Source organism: Sphingomonas sp. P3_C5, assembly GCF_056402635.1.
Genome location: NZ_JBFUHA010000010.1, coordinates 1 through 18,897 on the forward strand (window position 1 = coordinate 1; position 18,897 = coordinate 18,897).

The 18,897-nt window shown below is 63.8% G+C and carries 19 protein-coding genes and 1 tRNA gene; 18 read left to right on the top strand and 2 right to left on the bottom strand.

Translation table 11 applies throughout. The features are described 5' to 3' along the window. Window positions 1–324 precede the first annotated feature (324 nt). Window positions 325–1,542 carry an NADP-dependent isocitrate dehydrogenase gene (locus AC1DVS_RS21200; protein WP_478026135.1) on the bottom strand — a complete coding sequence of 406 codons (1,218 nt, stop codon included), beginning with the start codon at window positions 1,540–1,542 and terminating at the stop codon, window positions 325–327. Window positions 1,543–1,687: 145 nt separating this feature from the next. Between AC1DVS_RS21200 and AC1DVS_RS21205 the strand changes: the two genes are divergently transcribed. The 16 genes from AC1DVS_RS21205 to AC1DVS_RS21280 all read left to right on the top strand — a co-directional run bounded on the left by AC1DVS_RS21205 (window position 1,688) and on the right by AC1DVS_RS21280 (window position 16,707). Then, window positions 1,688–2,422: a phosphatidylserine decarboxylase gene (locus AC1DVS_RS21205; protein ID WP_478026136.1), complete on the top strand. Its 735-nt coding sequence runs from the start codon at window positions 1,688–1,690 to the stop codon at window positions 2,420–2,422. Window positions 2,423–2,435: 13 nt separating this feature from the next. Continuing rightward, on the top strand, window positions 2,436–3,323 hold the full coding sequence (locus tag AC1DVS_RS21210; protein WP_478026138.1) for a CDP-alcohol phosphatidyltransferase family protein: 888 nt from the start codon (window positions 2,436–2,438) through the stop codon (window positions 3,321–3,323). Window positions 3,324–3,748: 425 nt separating this feature from the next. Beyond that, window positions 3,749–4,645 (top strand): 30S ribosomal protein S2, encoded by an 897-nt coding sequence (gene rpsB, locus AC1DVS_RS21215; protein ID WP_478026140.1) that lies wholly within the window; start codon window positions 3,749–3,751, stop codon window positions 4,643–4,645. A gap of 86 nt (window positions 4,646–4,731) precedes the next feature. Further along, window positions 4,732–5,652, top strand: coding sequence for a translation elongation factor Ts (tsf, locus tag AC1DVS_RS21220; protein WP_478026142.1), 921 nt, complete (start codon window positions 4,732–4,734; stop codon window positions 5,650–5,652). Between the two features lie 274 nt (window positions 5,653–5,926). Further along, window positions 5,927–6,673, top strand: coding sequence for a UMP kinase (pyrH, locus tag AC1DVS_RS21225; RefSeq protein WP_478026143.1), 747 nt, complete (start codon window positions 5,927–5,929; stop codon window positions 6,671–6,673). Then, on the top strand, window positions 6,660–7,217 hold the full coding sequence (gene frr / locus AC1DVS_RS21230) for a ribosome recycling factor (RefSeq protein WP_478026145.1): 558 nt from the start codon (window positions 6,660–6,662) through the stop codon (window positions 7,215–7,217). The genes pyrH and frr overlap by 14 nt, the downstream gene beginning before the upstream one ends. After that, window positions 7,214–7,957: an isoprenyl transferase gene (locus AC1DVS_RS21235; RefSeq protein ID WP_478026147.1), complete on the top strand. Its 744-nt coding sequence runs from the start codon at window positions 7,214–7,216 to the stop codon at window positions 7,955–7,957. The genes frr and AC1DVS_RS21235 overlap by 4 nt, the downstream gene beginning before the upstream one ends. Next, window positions 7,954–8,772 (top strand): phosphatidate cytidylyltransferase, encoded by an 819-nt coding sequence (locus tag AC1DVS_RS21240; protein ID WP_478026149.1) that lies wholly within the window; start codon window positions 7,954–7,956, stop codon window positions 8,770–8,772. Before AC1DVS_RS21235 ends, AC1DVS_RS21240 begins: the two co-directional genes overlap by 4 nt. Next, complete coding sequence (locus tag AC1DVS_RS21245) at window positions 8,769–9,926, top strand: 1-deoxy-D-xylulose-5-phosphate reductoisomerase (RefSeq protein WP_478026150.1); 1,158 nt, start codon at window positions 8,769–8,771, stop codon at window positions 9,924–9,926. Before AC1DVS_RS21240 ends, AC1DVS_RS21245 begins: the two co-directional genes overlap by 4 nt. After that, window positions 9,923–11,056 carry a M50 family metallopeptidase gene (locus AC1DVS_RS21250; RefSeq protein ID WP_478026151.1) on the top strand — a complete coding sequence of 378 codons (1,134 nt, stop codon included), beginning with the start codon at window positions 9,923–9,925 and terminating at the stop codon, window positions 11,054–11,056. The genes AC1DVS_RS21245 and AC1DVS_RS21250 overlap by 4 nt, the downstream gene beginning before the upstream one ends. A 66-nt stretch (window positions 11,057–11,122) precedes the next feature. Next, window positions 11,123–13,885 (top strand): outer membrane protein assembly factor BamA, encoded by a 2,763-nt coding sequence (gene bamA / locus AC1DVS_RS21255; RefSeq protein WP_478026152.1) that lies wholly within the window; start codon window positions 11,123–11,125, stop codon window positions 13,883–13,885. Further along, window positions 13,885–14,619, top strand: a complete 735-nt coding sequence (locus AC1DVS_RS21260) for an OmpH family outer membrane protein (RefSeq protein ID WP_478026154.1) — start codon at window positions 13,885–13,887, stop codon at window positions 14,617–14,619. Before bamA ends, AC1DVS_RS21260 begins: the two co-directional genes overlap by 1 nt. Next, entirely contained in the window at window positions 14,616–15,092 is a 477-nt protein-coding gene (gene fabZ, locus AC1DVS_RS21265; protein ID WP_478026155.1) for a 3-hydroxyacyl-ACP dehydratase FabZ, read from the top strand. Before AC1DVS_RS21260 ends, fabZ begins: the two co-directional genes overlap by 4 nt. 90 nt (window positions 15,093–15,182) lie before the next feature. Further along, window positions 15,183–15,413 (top strand): 50S ribosomal protein L31, encoded by a 231-nt coding sequence (gene rpmE, locus AC1DVS_RS21270; RefSeq protein ID WP_465173366.1) that lies wholly within the window; start codon window positions 15,183–15,185, stop codon window positions 15,411–15,413. Between the two features lie 196 nt (window positions 15,414–15,609). After that, window positions 15,610–16,119, top strand: coding sequence for a hypothetical protein (locus tag AC1DVS_RS21275; protein ID WP_478026156.1), 510 nt, complete (start codon window positions 15,610–15,612; stop codon window positions 16,117–16,119). A 57-nt stretch (window positions 16,120–16,176) separates the two neighbouring features. Then, window positions 16,177–16,707: a dihydrofolate reductase family protein gene (locus AC1DVS_RS21280; RefSeq protein ID WP_478026157.1), complete on the top strand. Its 531-nt coding sequence runs from the start codon at window positions 16,177–16,179 to the stop codon at window positions 16,705–16,707. A 7-nt stretch (window positions 16,708–16,714) separates the two neighbouring features. Here the strand turns inward: AC1DVS_RS21280 and AC1DVS_RS21285 are convergent. Beyond that, window positions 16,715–16,804: transfer RNA gene (locus tag AC1DVS_RS21285), tRNA-Ser, on the bottom strand. A 144-nt stretch (window positions 16,805–16,948) separates the two neighbouring features. On the opposite strand from AC1DVS_RS21285, the gene AC1DVS_RS21290 reads away from it, so the two are divergent. Beyond that, on the top strand, window positions 16,949–17,944 hold the full coding sequence (locus AC1DVS_RS21290; protein WP_478026159.1) for a lytic murein transglycosylase: 996 nt from the start codon (window positions 16,949–16,951) through the stop codon (window positions 17,942–17,944). Beyond that, window positions 17,928–18,875, top strand: a complete 948-nt coding sequence (locus AC1DVS_RS21295) for an SPOR domain-containing protein (RefSeq protein ID WP_478026160.1) — start codon at window positions 17,928–17,930, stop codon at window positions 18,873–18,875. Before AC1DVS_RS21290 ends, AC1DVS_RS21295 begins: the two co-directional genes overlap by 17 nt. The last annotated feature ends 22 nt before the right edge of the window (window positions 18,876–18,897 follow it).

Consider the following 18,897-nt stretch of genomic DNA (forward strand, 5'->3'; position numbering starts at 1 on the left):
ATCGTCCGCCGCAACGACGTGCTTCGACATCTTCTCCCCGCCACCCGGCGACAGGCTCGTCACCAGCCATTTCGAGCGCGACAGTTCCAACGACACGAAAATTGCGCCAAGATCATAACGGATAGTGGTCGCCGGCTCGGCCCGGCATTCTGCTCGCTGCATGATCGCCTCCAGAGATTGGTCTGCAACCTCACTCTGGCAGAGCGGCGGTCGCTATCCACTCCCCATGGGATCTTGTTCCGGCATCCACCGTTCCGCAAACCCTCAGCGATCCGATTTGCGGAATGGTGGACCGCGGGAACAAATCCGGGGTGACGCCTTGCTTTAGATGGCCCCCATCCGCGCTTCGAGGTTTACGCGGACCTGTTCGAAGAACTGTTCGGTCGTCATCCAGGGCTGATCAGGGCCGATCAGGATCGCGAGGTCCTTGGTCATGTGGCCGCTCTCGACCGTGTCGACGCAGACTTTTTCGAGCAGTTCGGCGAACTCGGTCACCTCAGGCGTGCCGTCGAACTTGCCGCGATATTTCAGGCCGCCAGTCCAGGCGAAGATCGAGGCGATCGGGTTGGTCGAGGTTGCCTTGCCCTGCTCGTGCATGCGGAAGTGGCGGGTCACGGTGCCGTGCGCCGCCTCAGCTTCGACCGTCTTGCCGTCGGGGGTGAGCAGCACCGAGGTCATCAGGCCGAGCGAGCCGAAGCCCTGCGCGACCTGGTCCGACTGGACGTCGCCGTCGTAATTCTTGCAGGCCCAGACGAATTCGCCATGCCATTTGAGCGCGCTCGCGACCATGTCGTCGATCAGGCGATGCTCATAGACAATGCCTGCTTCCTTGAATTTGTCCTTGAATTCGCTCTCGAAAACTTCCTGAAACAGGTCCTTGAAGCGGCCGTCATAGGCCTTGAGAATGGTGTTCTTGGTCGAGAGATAGACCGGCCATTTCAGGTTCAGGCCATAATGCATCGAGGCGCGGGCGAAATCGCGGATCGAATCGTCGAGATTGTACATCGCCATCGCGACGCCGGCGCTCGGGAACTGGAACACCTCCTCGTCGATCACGGTGCCGTCATCGCCTTCGAACACCAGGCGGAGCTTGCCGGGGCCGGGGACGCGGTAATCGGTTGCGCGGTACTGGTCGCCGAATGCGTGGCGGCCGACGACGATCGGGTGAGTCCAGCCAGGGATCAGGCGGGGAACGTTCTTCATCACAATCGGCTCGCGGAAGACGACGCCGCCAAGGATGTTGCGGATCGTGCCGTTGGGCGACTTCCACATCTTCTTGAGGCCGAATTCCTCGACGCGCGCCTCGTCGGGCGTGATCGTCGCGCATTTCACGCCGACGCCATATTTCTGGATCGCCTTGGCGCTGTCGACGGTGATCTTGTCGTCAGTCTCGTCGCGCTTGGCGATGCCGAGATCATAATAATCGAGATCGATGTCGAGATAAGGGAGGATGAGGCGCTCGCGAATCCACTGCCAGATGATCCGCGTCATCTCGTCGCCGTCGATCTCCACGACGGGCGTCTTCACCTTGATCTTCGCCATTGATATTCCGCTTTCCGAAAGGGAGGTTTGGCGACGCGTCTAGGAGGAAGATTTGCAGGGATCAACATGGCGCGGGAAGATTGATCTCGCCGCTTCGACGCCTGCCGACATTGTCTTGGCCGTGCGCAGGGGATAGACGGCGGCGATGGCTTCACTCGATCCGCCGCCGATCGGCATTCCAACTATCAAATGGCGCGTTCCGGACATGCACCCTGAGGGGCGCAAATATGTCTTCATCTCGGGCGTCATCACGGTGGTCGCCTATTTTTTGTGGACCAGCTGGTTCCTTACCTGGCCGTTGATCGGGCTGACGCTCTGGATAGCCTTGTTCTTCCGCGATCCGATCCGGGTCACGCCGCAGGGCGAGGGGCTGGTCGTCGCCCCGGCCGACGGTTTGATCACGATGATTGAACGTGTGCCCGTGCCGCGCGAGCTGGCCGGGCCGGACGGGCTCGGCGATGCGCCACTCGTTCGCGTCTCGATTTTCATGTCGGTGTTCGACGTCCATATCAACCGCACGCCGATTGCGGGGACAATCAGGCAGGTGGTCTATATCTCGGGCAAGTTTCTGAGCGCCGATCTCGATAAGGCGAGCGAGGAGAATGAGCGCCAGCATATCGTCGTCGAGGGCAGAAACGGGCGCCGGGTCGGCTTCACCCAGATTGCCGGCCTCGTCGCGCGGCGGATCGTGCCGTTCGTCAAGCCGGGCGACATGGTCGCGGCCGGTCAGCGCATCGGGCTGATCCGCTTCGGCAGCCGAGTCGATGTCTATCTTCCGGACGATATCGCCCCGCAGGTCACGCTCGGCCAGCGCAGCGTCGCCGGCGAAACGGTGCTTGGCCGGCCGGACGTGGGTGCGGTGACCGGTGTCGCCCAATAATGGCGGAGATTCGATGAGACGACCGCTCCCCCAACGAGCGCAACGCGGCCTTCCGCTCCGCGCTGTCGCCCCCAATGCCGTCACCGCGCTCGCTTTGTGCTTTGGCTTGACCGGCATCCGCTATGCCATCTCGGCGAGCAGCGGCCTGGCCGGAACGGCCGGCGACTGGGAAATAGCGGTAACGATGATCATGATCGCCGGCGTGCTCGATGGCCTCGATGGCACCGTCGCCCGGCTGGTCCGCGGCGAGAGCCGTTTCGGGGCTGAGCTCGATTCGCTGTCGGATGCGATCTCGTTTGGCGTTTCGCCGGCGCTGATCGTCTATCTCTGGTCGCTCAAGGGAATTCCGCGCCTGGGGTGGCTCATAGCCCTTGTGTTCGCTGTGTTCTGTGCGCTGCGGCTCGCGCGCTTCAACGCCAATATCGATGTCAGCGAGCAGCCGCATAAATCTGCCGGGTTCCTCACCGGCATTCCGGCACCAGCCGGGGCCGGGCTGGCGATGCTGCCGCTCTATCTGTCGTTCGTGACCGCAGCACCCGTCTTGCGTTCGCCCTGGCTGGTCGCGCCGTGGATGGCCTTCATCGCCTCATTGATGGTTTCCAGCGTTGCGACTTTCAGCTGGTCGTCGCTGAAGCTCCGCCACAATATCCGCTTCGAGGCGATTGTCGTTGTAGTCCTGCTGGGCGCCGCGCTGATTTCGGCGCCATGGTATGCGCTGTCGGCGATCTGCATCACCTATCTCGCGCTGATCCCCTTCAGCATCCGCAGCTATCGCCGGGTCAGGCGGCTGCGCGGAGCGGTTGGTGGCGCAACGGCAGAGGCTGGGGCCGAGGCGCCACTCCTCGCATCGCAATCGGACGCAACCCCGTCCGAATCCGAGTCCGAACCTGGCGATCGCTGAGGATCAGCGCCGGCCGGATGATGTGAGCGGGATCGCCTTCGCCACGGAGCAGGGCGGCGATTCGCGGAAGGGCGGGCACCAGGGTGAAAGCGAATACCCCAACCACCGCGGCGAAGGCGGCAGCGAAAACCAGGCTTTCCAACATTGCCAACATGCCCAACTCCTTGATCCGATAGGCAGAAGTGGAACCGTTAAAACCCGAAAGGGTCAGGTTCCGTTCCATAATCCCGTTAAGGACACTATATGTTCTCTTGGTGTTCCAGTTGTCAACGCCTGATTTGCCGGACTGTCGCGCGGCTTGATTTTGCGGAACACGTCCGCTAGAGGGCGCGCCTTCACACCGCATGGGAAGCACACATAGCCGGTGTCGGGGCTCGTCTCCGATTACTCGCTTCCCAGAGGCACAACCGGAAAGGAACTATCTTATGGCGGCTCCAGTCGTCACCATGCAGCAATTGCTCGAAACGGGCGCGCATTTCGGCCACCAGACTCACCGCTGGAACCCGAAGATGAAGCCCTACATCTTTGGCGACCGCAACGGCGTCCATATCCTCGATCTCTCGCAGACCGTGCCGCTGTTCGCGCGCGCTCTCGAATTCGTGAATGCTAGCGTAGCGGCCGGTGGCAAGGTGCTGTTCGTCGGCACCAAGCGCCAGGCGCAGGAGCCAGTCGCTGACGCGGCCCGCCGTTCAGGCCAGCATTTCGTCAACCATCGCTGGCTGGGCGGCATGCTCACCAACTGGAAGACCATCTCGAACTCGATCAAGCGCCTCAAGACGCTTGAAGAGCAGCTTTCGGGCGACACGCACGGCCTCACCAAGAAGGAAGTGCTCCAGCTCACCCGCGAGAAGGACAAGCTTGAGCTCTCGCTCGGCGGCATCCGCGACATGGGCGGCATCCCGGACGTGATGTTCGTGATCGACGCCAACAAGGAAGAGCTGGCGATCAAGGAAGCCAACACGCTCGGTATTCCGGTCGTCGCGATCCTCGATTCGAACGTCTCGCCGGACGGCATCGCTTTCCCGGTGCCCGCCAATGACGACGCCAGCCGCGCCATCCGCCTCTATTGCGAAGCGATCGCGATCGCAGCGACCCGTGGCGGCAACGAGCAGATGGCTCGCCGCGTCGATGTCGGCGCGATGGAAGCGCCGCCCGTCGAGGAAGCGCTGACCGTCGAGCCGGCACCTGCCGCTGCCGAGCCGGTCGAGGCAATCGACTTCACGCCGGCGGCTGAAGCTGCCGCTCCTGAAGCTGCCCCGGCAGCTGACGAAGCCGTCGCTCCCGAAGCGGCCGCCGAGGAAGAGCGTCAGCTCGACGCCTGAGCGTCGCTGAACTGAAATACGGACGGGGTAGGGCGAAGGCCTTCCCCCGTCCGCAACCATATCCGAAGCACAAGAGGACTAGAGACATGGCCGAGATCACGGCAGCAGCGGTGAAGGACCTGCGCGAGCAGAGCGGCGCCGGCATGATGGATTGCAAGAAGGCACTGACCGAGACCGGTGGCGACATGACCGCTGCGATCGATTGGCTGCGCACCAAGGGCCTCGCGGCCGCCGCCAAGAAGTCCAGCCGTACCGCAGCCGAGGGCCTGGTCGGCATCGAGGTTTCCGGCACGAAGGGCGCCGCCGTCGAGGTCAATTCCGAGACCGATTTCGTCGCGAAGAACATTCAGTTCCAGACTTTTGTCCGTGACGTGACCTCGGTCGCGCTCGAGCTCGGCGATTCAATCGAGACGATCAAGGGCGCCGCGCTCGGCGGCAAGACCGTCGAGGAAGTGCTGACCAACAACATCGCCACGATCGGCGAGAACCAGACGATTCGTCGCGCCAAGCGCCTCGAAGTGACCTCGGGCGCGATCGTGCCTTATGTCCACAACGCGGCGGCCCCCGGCCTCGGCAAGATCGGCGTGCTGGTCGCGCTCGAAAGCGATGCCGGCGCTGACGTGCTCGAGCCGCTCGGCAAGCAGATCGCGATGCACATCGCTGCCGCTTTCCCGCTGGCGCTGAACGAGGATGGCCTCGACCCAGAGATCGTCGCCCGCGAGCGCGCGATCGCGACGGAAAAGGCTGCGGAATCCGGCAAGCCCGCCGATATCGTCGCCAAGATGGTTGATGGCGCGATCGCCAAGTACCGCAAGGAAAACGCCCTGGTCAGCCAGCTGCTGGTGATGGACGGCAAGACCAAGATCTCGGACGTCGTCGCCAACGCAGCCAAGGCGGCCGGCAAGACGATCGTGCTGAAGGACTATGTCCGCTTCCAGCTCGGTGAAGGCATCGAGAAGGAAGTCTCGGACTTTGCTGCGGAAGTTGCCGCGGCAGCCGGCGTCTGAGCTTATCTCCCTCTTCCCTTCGGGGGAGAGGGAAGGGGCCCATCGCGTAGCGTTGGGAAGGGTGAGGGAGACACTTGTTGAGTGTCGCGAACCTCACTTCCCCTCATCATTCCGTCGCTTCGCTCCTCCCTCCTTCTCCCCTGGAGGGAGAAGGATTATCGGTGCTCGCATTTTCTCGGCGGCTGGACCACGAAATCTGCACGGTTTCCGCGCTTCCAATCGCTCACCGCGCCTACTAAGGTCCGCGCCGCCCCGCCCTCAGCTTGTCGGAACCATGATCATTCCACGCTTCAAACGCATTCTGCTGAAATTGTCGGGCGAGGTCCTGATGGGGCCGGGCCAGTTCGGCATCGATCCTGCAACCGTTGACCGGGTCGCGGGTGAGGTCGCAGCGGCCAAGGCAGCGGGGCACGAGCTGTGCCTCGTCGTCGGCGGCGGCAATATCTTCCGCGGGCTTTCAGCCGCAGCGGCGGGTTTCGACCGCACCAGCGCTGATTATATGGGCATGCTCGCCACGGTAATGAACGCGCTGGCGGTCCAGAATGCGCTCGAGAAGCTCGATGTCGAGACCCGGGTCCAGTCGGCCATCCCGATGTCCAGCGTCTGCGAGCCCTATATCAGGCGCCGCGCTGAACGGCATATCGAGAAGGGCCGGATCGTGATCTTCGCGGCAGGCACAGGCAATCCGTTCTTCACCACCGATACCGCGGCGGCACTTCGCGCGGCCGAGATGAATTGCGACGCCCTGCTCAAGGGCACCAGCGTCGATGGCGTCTATGATGCCGATCCGAAAAAAGTGCCGGGCGCCACGCGCTATCAGAGCCTGAGCTACGACCGCGTCCTTGCCGACAATCTCAAGGTGATGGATGCAGCAGCCATCGCCTTATGCCGTGATAATGACATTCCCATCGTGGTGTTCAATATTCGCGGCGAGGGCAATCTCGCAGCGGTCCTGCGCGGCGAGGGCACCTCGACGACCGTTACGAACAGAGAAATGGAGGAGCAGCATGGCCGCATATGACAAGGCCGATCTCGAACGCCGCATGGCCGGCAGTGTCGAGGCGCTCAAGCATGATCTTGGCGGGCTTCGCACCGGCCGCGCATCGACCTCACTGCTCGATCCGGTGACGGTCGAGGTTTATGGCGCGCATATGCCGCTCAACCAGATCGCCACCGTCTCCGCGCCCGAGCCGCGGATGCTTTCCGTGCAGGTGTGGGACAAATCGAATGTCGGCCCGGCCGACAAGGCGATCCGGTCGGCAGGGCTCGGCCTCAACCCGATCGTCGATGGTACCACGCTGCGCCTGCCGATCCCGGACTTGACCGAGGAGCGCCGCAAGGAACTCGCCAAGCTGGCCGGGCAATATGCGGAAAAAGCCCGCATCGCCGCGCGCAATGTGCGTCGCGACGGCATGGACAGCCTCAAGACCGACGAGAAAAAGGGTCTGTTCGGCGAAGACGAGCGCAAGCGTCACGAAACCGAGGTGCAGAAGCTGACTGACAGCACGATCGCCGATATCGATGCGACAGCCAGCGCCAAGGAAAAGGAAATCCTGGGCAAGTGAGCTCGCGGCCCGCCACGGCACCTGTTTCGGCCGGCGGCGCGGCGCTGTTGCCGCGCCATGTCGCCATCATCATGGACGGCAATGGCCGCTGGGCGAAGAAGCGGCATCTCCCGCGCGTCGCCGGGCACCGCCAGGGTGTGGAGGCGGTTCGCCGCGTCACCCGCGCCGCGCGTGCGATGGGGATCGAGGCGCTGACGCTCTACGCCTTCTCCTCGGAGAACTGGCGCCGCCCGCAGGACGAAGTCAGTGATCTGATGGGCCTGTTGCGGCTGTTCATCCGCACCGACCTCGACGAACTGGTTCGCGAAAATGTGCGGTTGCGCGTGATCGGCGATTTTCGGCGCTTCTCGCCCGATCTCGTCGCGCTGGTCGAGGATGCGATCGCCCGCACCGCGGCCAATGACGGGCCGATCCTGGTGATCGCGCTCAACTACGGCGCCCAGGCGGAAATCGCCGCGGCGGCACGGCGCCTTGCCGAAAAGGCGCGCGATGGCACGCTCGATCCCGCAACGATCGACGAGGCCGCGATCGAGGCCGAGCTCGACACCAGCGATTTGCCGCCGCTCGACCTGCTGATCCGGACGTCGGGCGAGGTCCGGCTTTCCAATTTCCTGCTCTGGCAGGCAGCCTATGCCGAGTTGTTATTCGTCGACACTTTGTGGCCCGATTTCGATGCGGCTACTTTCGCTGAGGCAGTCTCGACCTTCGCCAGCCGTCAGCGCCGCTTCGGGGGCCTGTGAGCAGCGACTCACCGCCGAAGCGTTCGTCCGATCTGGCAGTCCGATCGGTCGCTGGGATCGGTATGGTCGTGGTCGCGGTAGCGACCTTGTGGTCGGGCGGAATCGTCTTCTGGATGTTCTGCACAACCCTCGGGCTGTTGATGATCGGCGAATGGGCTGATCTCCACGGCGTACCGGCGGCGCAAAAGCGGCTGGCGCGCTTCGCCCTCGTCGTGCCGCTCGCGATCATGGCGCCGGCACCGCTCGCAGCCGGGCCTGGTTTCCTGGCGCTCGGCCTGGTTGCCGCGGCGGGCTTCTTCACCGTCATCATCACGAAGCGGCCGATGCTGGCGGCGGGTGCCGTCTATATCGGTCTGCCGATCCTCTCCCTGCTGCTGATCCGCCACCAGAAGGAGGGCGTTGTCTTCACCCTCTGGGCGCTCGCTTTGGTATGGGCGTGCGATATCGGCGCCTATTTCGCCGGCCGCACGATCGGCGGCCCCAAGCTTGCGCCGGCGATCAGCCCCAACAAGACCTGGGCCGGGCTGATCGGCGGTGTCGTGGCGGCAAGCGCATTCGGCGCGCTGATGCATTCGGCTTATGGCCTGCCCTGGCGCCTCACGCTCGCCACACCGTTTCTCGCTGTGCTGGCGCAAGGCGGCGACCTGTTCGAAAGCTGGCTGAAACGCCAGGCCGGGGTTAAAGACAGCGGCAATATCCTGCCGGGACATGGCGGCATTCTGGACCGGCTCGACGGGCTGGTTCCGGTGGCGCCGGTAGCGGCTTTCCTCGTGGTCTTGCCCTCGCTCATAACACTGCCGAAGATCCTGCCATGAAGACGATCACCATCCTCGGCGCGACCGGCTCAGTCGGTAGTTCAACCCTCGATCTGGTCGAGCGCGAGCCGGAACGCTTCCAGGTGCTGGCGCTCACCGCCAATTGCGATGCCGACAAGCTCGCAAAGGCAGCGATCCGCACCAACGCGAAGCGCGCGGTGGTGGCGGACGAAGCCTGCCTTGGCGATCTGCGTGCGGCACTTGCCGGCACTGGAATCGAGGCGGCGGGCGGACGCTCTGCGCTGCTCGAGGCAGCGGCGATGGGTGCCGACTGGACGATGGCGGCGATCGTCGGTTGTGCCGGGCTCGAGCCGGTGATGGCCGCGGTCGCCGAGGGCGGCACAGTCGTGCTGGCCAACAAGGAGCCGCTGGTGTCAGCGGGCGACGTCGTCCTCGCTGCGGCGGCGCGGCACGGCGCGACGTTGCTGCCCGCCGATTCCGAACACAATGCGATCTTCCAGTGCTTCGATCCGGCACGGGTCGAGCGGGTGCGCAGGATCATCCTGACGGCGAGCGGCGGGCCTTTTCGCGACTGGCCAACCGAAAAGATGCGGGCCGTCACTGTCGAACAGGCGGTGGCGCATCCCAACTGGTCGATGGGCGCCAAGATCTCGGTCGATTCGGCGACCATGATGAACAAGGGCCTCGAGCTGATCGAGGCGGCCCGGCTGTTTCCGGTTCCGCATGACCGAATCGAGATCATCCTGCACCGCCAGTCAGTGATCCATTCGATGGTCGAATATGTGGACGGATCAGTGCTTGCCCAGCTTGGCCCGCCGGACATGCGCACCCCGATCGCGCATTGCCTCGCCTGGCCCGACCGGATGGAGACGCCGATGGCGCCGCTCGATCTGGTGGCGATCGGCCGGCTCGATTTCGAGGCGCCCGATCCGGTGCGCTTCCCCGCACTGGCACTTGCACGCCGGGCGCTGGACGCGGGCGGCGCACGCCCCGCCATCCTCAACGCGGCGAACGAGATTGCGGTCGCCGCTTTCCTTGAGCGGCGCATCGGCTTCCTCGAAATTGCCGCAATCGTCGCCGATACCCTTGATCGCTACGACCCACCCGCTCCAGTGACACTTGATGACGTCCTTCTGGTGGACGCTGAAACGCGGAGGCTGGCGGGCGAGCGTGTAAAGGACTGCCTCGTTTGATCCATAGCCCCGGCCTGCTGCTCACCATCCTCGCCTTTGCGCTCGTCATCGGGCCGCTCGTGTTCCTGCACGAACTCGGCCATTATCTGGCCGGCCGCCTGTTCGGCGTGAAGGCCGAGGTGTTTTCGATCGGCTTCGGCAAGGAGCTGTTCGGCGTCACCGACAAGCGCGGCACGCGCTGGAAATTCTGCGCGCTGCCACTTGGCGGCTATGTGAAATTTGCCGGCGACATGAACGCGGCGAGCCAGCCCGATGCCGAATGGCTGATGCTGCCGCCCGAACAACGCGCGCAAGCCTTTCCTGGGAAGCCGGTCTGGCAACGCGCGATCATCGTCGCGGCAGGGCCGGTGATGAACTTCGTCGTCGCGATCACGATACTCGCTGGGTTCGCCGTCCTTTACGGCGAAAATCGCACCCCAACGGTGGTCGGGTCGGTCGTGGCCGGCAGTGCCGCCGCCTCTGCGGGTCTCGCACCGGGGGATGTGATCACGGCGCTCGGCGGACAGCAGGTCGAAACCTTTCCCGATATGATCATGTTCGTCCAGCCGCGAAGCGGTGAGCATCTACGGGTCGATTTCCTCCACGCCGGCAAGGCGCAGAGCCGCGATGTCGTGATCGGCGAACAGGTGCTCAAGGACAAGTTCGGCAATGTCGAGAAGGTCGGCCTGCTCGGCATCGGGCCGAGCGCACCGATCGTCGCGCCGGTCTCGATCCTTCGGGCCCCTGGCGTCGCGGTTCGCCAGACTCGCGACATTTTGCGCTTCATGGTCGAGTCGATCCGAAAGATCGTGGTTGGCGAGCGGCCGCTCAAAGATCTTCACGGTCCACTCGGAACCGCCAAGATTGCCGGGGAGCGGCTTGTCCTGGGACCAGTCGAGTTCGTATTCCTGATCGCGCTGGTCTCCATTAATCTGGGATTCATCAACTTGTTGCCAGTCCCTATGCTGGATGGCGGTCATTTGTTTTTCTACGCAATCGAGGCGGTGCGGCGTAAGCCTGTCGAACCGCAGGTCCAGGAATGGGCGTTCCGTGGCGGACTCGCGGCGTTGCTCGCGCTGATGCTGCTGGTTACGTTCAACGATCTGGGTTCGTTTGGCCTATGGAACAGCTTGACCGGCTTGATCGGCTGACGTGGTTGAGGCAGGGCAGGCGCGTAATAGCGGCCCGCATAAAATTCTCCGATTTGGGGTGGGATAGTGACAGCGATCAAGGTTAACAATTTCGGCGCCCGCGCCACCGCCCTGCTCCTCGCGGGAACGATGCTGTCGGGTGTGCCGGTTGCCGTGAGTGCCCAGACCGCGCCCGCAGCCAATACGCCTGCGCCTGCCGCGACTCCGGCGGCTGCAGCGCCCCAGGCGGCAGCGCCTGTGGCCGCGCCTGTCGCTCGGACGATCAAGAGCCTGCGTGTCGAGGGCTCGCAGCGCATCGAAGCCGATACCGTGCTTTCCTACACCAAGCTGCGCGTCGGCCAGGCCTATTCCAACGAGACGCTCGATCAGGCGATCAAGGACCTCTACGCGAGCGACCTGTTTGCCGATGTCAGCATCAGCGGTGCCGAATCGGGCGATATCGTCCTGCGTATCCGCGAGAACCCGGTGATCAACCGCGTGCTGTATGAGGGCAACAAGCGGCTGAAGGAAGACAAGCTCAGGAAGGAAGTGAAGCTCGCGCCACGGCAGATCTTCACCCGCACCGCGGTCCGCCAGGATGTCGCTCGAATCATCGAGCTCTATCGCCGGCAGGGCCGCTTCGCCGCTTCGGTCGAGCCGAAGATGGTCGCTCTCGACCAGAACCGCGTCGACGTCGTGTTCGAGGTCACCGAGGGCCCGAAATCCAAAGTCCGTCAGATCAACATCCTCGGCAACGAGGTATATTCCGACAACAAGCTGCGCGGAGAGATGGCGACCAAGCAGGCGCGCCTGACGACGATGCTGAGCTCGAACACGAGCTACGATCAGGACCGCATGGCCTATGACCAGCAGAAGCTGCGCCAATTCTACCTGACGAACGGCTATGCCGACTTCCGGGTGACCTCGGCGGTGGCGGAGCTGACGCCCGACAAGAAGGACTTCATCATCACCTATGTGGTGGAGGAGGGCCCCCGCTATAAGTTCGGTGAGGTCACGGTCGACAGCGATATCCGCGATTTCGACAACAAGAAGCTGGCCCAGACGCTGCCGATGCATCCGGGCGACTGGTACAACGCCAAGCAGGTCGAAGACTCGGTCGATAGCCTGAGCGAATCGACCGGCCTGTTCGGCTATGCCTTTACCGACGTGAATCCCGAATTCGACCGCGACAAAGAAAAGCTGACGATGGGGATCAACTTCCACATCGCCCAGGCCCAGCGCACCTATGTCGAGCGGGTCGAGATCAACGGCAACACCCAGACCCAGGAAAAGGTGATCCGGCGCGAGATCCGCCTGTCAGAGGGCGATGCGTTCAACAGCTTCCAGGTCAAGCGCTCGCAAGACCGCATCAACTCGCTCGGCTTCTTCCAGGAGAAGTTCGAGATCAAGAAGAACCAGGGCTCGGCGCCCGACCGGGTGGTGCTCGAAGCCAATCTGGAAGAGAAATCGACCGGCGAGCTCTCGCTGTCGGCTGGCTATTCGAGTCTTGAAAAGTTCATCATCCAGGCGTCGGTCAAGCAGCGCAATTTCCGCGGCAAGGGCCAGGAGCTGCGCGCCAGCGTCAACTGGTCGAGCTATTCCAAGTCGGTCGAGCTTGGCTTCACCGAGCCTTATCTGTTCGACAAGAATATCGCCATTGGCGGTGATATCTTCCGCCGCGATTACAATGCGTTCAACTATATCGGCGACCAGCGCCAAACGACCTATACACAGGTGTCGACCGGCTTCCAGGTTCGCGCAGGTGTGCCGCTGACGGAATATTGGTCGCTCTCAGGCCGCTACGGCCTGTCCTATGAACAGGTCGGGCTCGACAAGGCGTCCTATTTCACGGGCAGTGTTTGCGACCCACTCAAGGCTGGCCGTTACCTCTGCGACGCCATCGGCAACCGCGTGACCTCGTCGGTCGGCTATTCGCTGGTTTATGACAGCCTGAACAACCGCCTGCGCCCGACCCGCGGCCAACGCGGCGTGTTCAGCCAGGATTTCGCCGGCCTTGGCGGTGACGTCCGCTATATCCGCACCCGTTTCGAGGGCGCGAAATATTGGGGCCTTGGCCATAGCGGCTTCGTTCTCTCGGCGAATGCGGAGGGCGGCTATATCATGTCGCTTGAAAAGAGCCGCGGTGCGGGCATCGACAGGGTGCGCATTACCGATCGCTTCTATCTGGGCGAGCCCGATTTCCGCGGCTTCGACATCCGCGGCGTTGGCCCGCGCGTGCAGCGTATTCAGTATCAGGGCGGGCTCGGGAACCAGACGCTCGTTACCGATCGCACGCAGTTCGTCGATGATGCGCTGGGTGGCCGCGCTTATTACCTGGGGCGGCTGGAGCTCGAGATTCCGCTCGGCGCAGGCGTGCGTGAGCTTGGCCTGAGGCCGTCTATCTACATTCAGGCCGGCGCGCTGTTCGGCATTACGCACCCGGTCATAAACGCCACGCCGTTCCCGGTGTATGAGGATCCGATCACACACGTGAAAACGGTCCTGCCTCTGACGACCCAGGCGCTCGATGGCAGTGGCAACAAGCTATATACCGTCGCGGGAACCGATGCGGCGCATGCCCAGGCTCTCACAACCTGCTCGGTCGGCTATTCCGCCACACTGGGGGGAACCTGTGCCGGCAGCTCGATCAACGACCCGTATCTGACATCGACAGCACCGTTCAAGGAGTTCTTCGGCGGCGATTCGCCGAGGCCGCGCCTCTCGGTCGGGGCCGGCTTCAACTGGAATTCGCCCTTTGGCCCGCTTCGCATCGACGTTGCCTATGCGCTGCTCAAGGATCCGAGTGACGACACCAAATTAGTTACATTCAACGTAGGGACACAGTTCTAATGAAGACGTTCACCAAGTTTCTGCTCGCTTCGACGCTCGCACCGGCGGCGTTCGTGGCAGCGCAGGCTAATGCCCAGGTCGCCGGCCTCGCCGTCAGCGACACGACGGGTGCGATCCTCAATGCGAAGGCGCTCGGCGTCGCGCACGACCAGATCGTGACTGCCCACAAGGTCGAGCTCGACCAGATCGGGCCCAAGATCACGGCACTTCAGGCCCAGGTCGATGCCCTGACCGCGCCGCTCGCCAAGGGTGCCAACCATAAGGTGACGCCGGCTGAATTCAACGCTGCGGTCGCGGCGAAGAACCCGATCGTCGACAAGGTGCGCGCGGTGCAGCAGACTGCCCAGACCGAAGTTGCCAAGCTGAACGAACCGACGTTCATGGCGCAGGCATGGGCGATCCAGCAGGTCGCGGCGAAATATGACGAAGCCGTCAGGTCAGTAGCGACCGCCAAGGGCATCAATTTGGTGATGACGGCGGAATCACTGCAATATTCCAAACCCGAGGCTGACATCACCTCGGCGGTGACGGCACAGCTCAATATCTCCGTACCGACGGTCACGATCACGCCGCAGCAGGGATGGCAACCTTCGCAGTCGATCCTGCAGCTGACCCAGGTCTATTTCGAGGCGCTGCAGCGCCAGGGTGCAGCCGCCGCTCAGGCCGGCCCCGCACCTGCCGCCGGCCCCGCGCCTGCCGCCGGCACGCCGCCGAAGAAGCCGACCGGTCGGTGAACGACACGGTGACGACGGGGGCGCTCGGCCCGCTCGATATCGGGCGGGTCATGGCGGCGCTCCCCCATCGTTACCCGATGCTGCTGGTCGATCGTGTCGAGGAGCTTATCCTCGACCGGTCGATCGCTGCGATCAAGGCGGTGACGATCAACGAGGGCTTTTTCCAGGGGCATTTCCCCGGGCGGCCGATCATGCCCGGCGTGCTGATCGTCGAGGCAATGGCACAGGCCGCGGGGATTCTCGCAGTCGAATCGCTTGGACTCGCCGGCTCGGGCAAGCTCGTCTATTTCATGTCGATCGATGAGGTTAAGTTCCGCAAGCCGGTCGAACCCGGCGTGCTGCTCCGCCTCGAGGTCGAGATCGTCCAGAAGAGCGCGCGCGCCACGAAATTCGCCGGCCGCGCGACGGTGGATGGCAAGCTGGCCGCTGAAGCCAAGTTCATGGCGATGATCAGCGATCCACCAAAGGCCTGAGCGGCTCGCTTGCATATCGGGCGTGCGGCGTGTAGTGCGCCGCCCTTCGCTGCTGGTCGGAAACCAGCGGCTTTTCCGGAGATAGAAGACGTGAAGAAAGACACTCATCCCGATTATCACACCATCAAGGTGCAGATGACCGACGGCACGCAGTTCGAGACGCGTTCGACCTGGGGCAAGGAAGGCGATCTGATGACGCTCGACATCGATCCGCTCGCGCATCCGGCATGGACCGGGGGTCGCGGCACGATGCTCGACTCAGGTGGCCAGGTTGCGCGCTTCAACAAGCGCTTCGGTGGGTTGACCCTCAACAAGAAATAAGGCGCCGACGCGCCGCTGCGGGCGGCGCTTCAGCGATCAGAGGCCGGACATTCCCTTTGCCGCTTGCGGGAAAAGGGGTGCGCCGGCTTTTCTGTCTTAACCCCTTAAATATCCTGAAAAAGTGGTTCACCACCACCATTTGCCTGCCGTGCGATTCACGGGCAGGTAGTGCGAACTCGCGGGGGGCGACGACGCAATGGGGTGGCTTTCACGCGCAACGGGATGCGTATTCCTGCTGACGGTGCCGGCACAGGCCAGTGCCGGCACGCGGATCGCCTATCCGACGCCGAGCCAGATGTACGCCCTCCTCGGCAGCGATGTTGGGGTGACTTTCGGCTCGGTGCTGCCGAACGCCCCGATCCCCGAGCCGTCCACCGACACAAAAGAAGCCATGCCGGTGCTGATACCATCGCGTTACGGCTTTCCCTCCACGGAAGCGGGCTTTGCGCCGAGCGTTCGGGATTATGGCATGTCGCCGCTGGATGCCGCCGCGCCCTTGCCGGAGCTGGACGCGCGGATCGACGGTTTCTGGAACATCCGGCAAAATATATTTCCGGAGCAACAGCGCACCAGGCTGCATTCGCCGACGGACACGATGCTGACTCTTTCCATCGGCGGATCGCAAGCCCCCAATGCAAGCCTCAACATCGACGGCGGCGTCGCCGGAGCGCTATGGACGATAGCGCAGCGCCAACAGGCGAAATAGCGGCCCCGTCAATAAGGAGCGGGGTCAATAAGGAAGGGGGTCAATAAGGAGCGGGCGATGACGGTCTCGGTCTTCATCGGCGTCAGCGTCGACGGTTTCATCGCGCGCGGCGATGGCGGGCTCGACTGGCTGCCGGAAGGCGGCGGCGAGCCGCATGGCTATGTCGAGTTCATGGCGAGCGTCGATGCGCTGGTGATCGGCCGCAACACCTTTGAGATCGTGCTCGGCTTCGACGCATGGCCCTATGGCGACAAACGCGTGGTGGTCCTGGCGAGCAAGCCAGTCGATCTTTCGGCAGTGAAAGGCGGGAGAGTCGAGCAGATGGCGGGGACGCCCGCCGAGATCGTGGCGCGGCTGGCGGCGAGCGGGGCGCACCACCTCTATGTCGATGGCGGGATCACGATCCAGCGTTTCCTCAGCGCCGGCCTGATCGACCACCTGATTATCACCCGCGTACCGGTGCTTATCGGCGAGGGCATCCCGCTGTTCGGTGCGCTGCCGCATGATGTGCGGCTCGAGCATGTCGCGACTCACTCCTATCCGAGTGGCCTCGTGCAGAGCGAGTATCGGGTGGAACGCGCGCCCTGAGGCGCGTTGGCGGAGAGGGTGGGATTCGAACCCACGGTGAGCTTGCACCCACGGCGGTTTTCAAGACCGCTGCCTTAAACCACTCGGCCACCTCTCCGCGCGATTTGCGCCTAGAGCAGTCACGATCATTTGTGCAAGCCTTGCGACTATTGGGGTTCATGTCGCCGGGTCGCTGTGCCAAAGTCCGGTGATGCGGGGATTTTGGAAAGCATCGCCAGGAATAGCGCGTTTCGCGGTGACAATGGCGGCGTGCCTTGCGCTCGGCACCTCAGCCGGGGCGCAGGATGAGGCCGGCTTCCAGAGCTATCTCGGCACGTTGCGAGCGCAGGCACAGGCGGAAGGCGTCTCGCGCGCAACGCTCGACGCGGTGATCCCGACCCTCACGCTCAACACCCGCGTCATCGAACTCGATCGCGCCCAGCCGGGCGGCGACCCCAATGCCGCACCGCCGCCGTTCGCACCCTATCGGATCCAGCATGTCGATGCGGCGCGGATCAGCCGGGGGCGGCAGGCCTATCAGGCACAGCGCTGGCGGTTGCAGAAGATCGAGCAGCAGACGGGCGTGCCCGAATCGATCATGGTCGCGATCTGGGGCAATGAGACCAATTACGGCAAGGTGATGGGCGGCTTCGATCTGCCCCGCGCGCTTGCGACGCTTGCCTATGAGGGGCGGCGGCGCGACCTGTTCGCCGATGAATTCATCGCCTCGCTCAAGATGATGGATCGCGGCGTTTCGAGGTCGCAGCTGGTGGGGAGCTGGGCAGGGGCGACCGGCGGGCCGCAATTTCTGCCCTCAATCTATCTGCGCCTCGCCCGTGATGGCGACGGCGATGGCCGTGCCGATATCTGGACGAGCGAGGCTGACACGCTTGCCTCGATCGGCGCCTATTTCGCCAATGCCGGCTGGCGACCGGGCCAGCCCTGGGGGCTGGCGGTGAGCGTGCCGACGGTGTTCGATCGCAGCCAGATCACCAACCGGACACTTTCGCCACGCTGCCCAAGGGTGTTCGCGCGGCACAGCGGCTGGAAGACCATGGCTGAATGGCGCGCGATGGGGCTGGTGCCGCAATCGCGCCGCTGGCCGGGCGACGATGTGCTGGCGACGCTGCTCGAGCCCGATGGCCCGGGCAAGACTGCCTATCTGCTGACCGGCAATTACCGGGTGATCCTCGATTATAACTGCTCCAATTTCTACGCGCTTTCGGTGGGATTGCTGGCCGATGCGGTTGAACAATAAGGTGCTGGTGCTGGCAGTGCTGCTTGCAGGGAGCGGCGGTGGACACGCTTTTGCGCATGCGCCTCAGCCGATCGACGCGCAGCGGCAATCGCCGGGGTCAGCCAATGGACCGATGATCCGCGGCATCGAATCTCCGCGCGCGCAGATGCCCGTCTGGTCGATCGACCAGAATGCGCCTGCCGATCTGCCCCAGGGCTCCGGCCCGCGCGGGACTTCCGGGGAGCTGCGTTACGACACGGTCGGCTATGCGAGTGTCCTGGATTACCGCCCGACCGGTGCCTTTGCCGCGGCTACGATCACGATCGCCCATTCGACGCTGCCCGTGGGCAGCTTTGTCGAGCTGACGTCGCTCGACAGCGGGCGGACGATCGTCGCGGTGGTCGGCGCGCAAAGCTATGATGGGGCGGCTTTCACGCTTTCGCCCGGTGCTGCCCAATTGCTTGGGGTCGGCGATCATGCGGCCGTGCGCGTGCGGCTGGTCACGCCGTCGGGGCCTGACCAGATGGCGCTGCGATCGGGGCGCTCCGCCTCGCCGCGGATCGATGCGCCCGAAGGCCTGCTGAAGGCGCTCCGCAAGCGCCTGCCCGACGAAATGGTGCTTACACCGCCGCCACCGCGACGCATGCCGCCTGTAATGCGGCGCCCTCCGGTTCCCCGCCCAGTGCCGGCGCCGGAGCCCGGTGCCCGCTACGTGCCGCCACCGGAGACCGTCGTCGCACGCGGCGGTCGCTTCATGGTGCAGGTGGCGGCCTTTTCGACACGCGACCGGGCGCAGATCGCGGCGCGGCAGGTCGGGGGCAGGATCGTCGTCGCGGGTAGCGTGTTTCGCGTTCAGCTCGGCCCGTTCCCTGACACCATCAGCGCCAAGCGGGCGCGTGACGAGGCTGCCCGGCATGGCTATGGCGATGCCCGTGTGATCCATATCGAGTAACCCCAAGCGTACGGATTCGTGA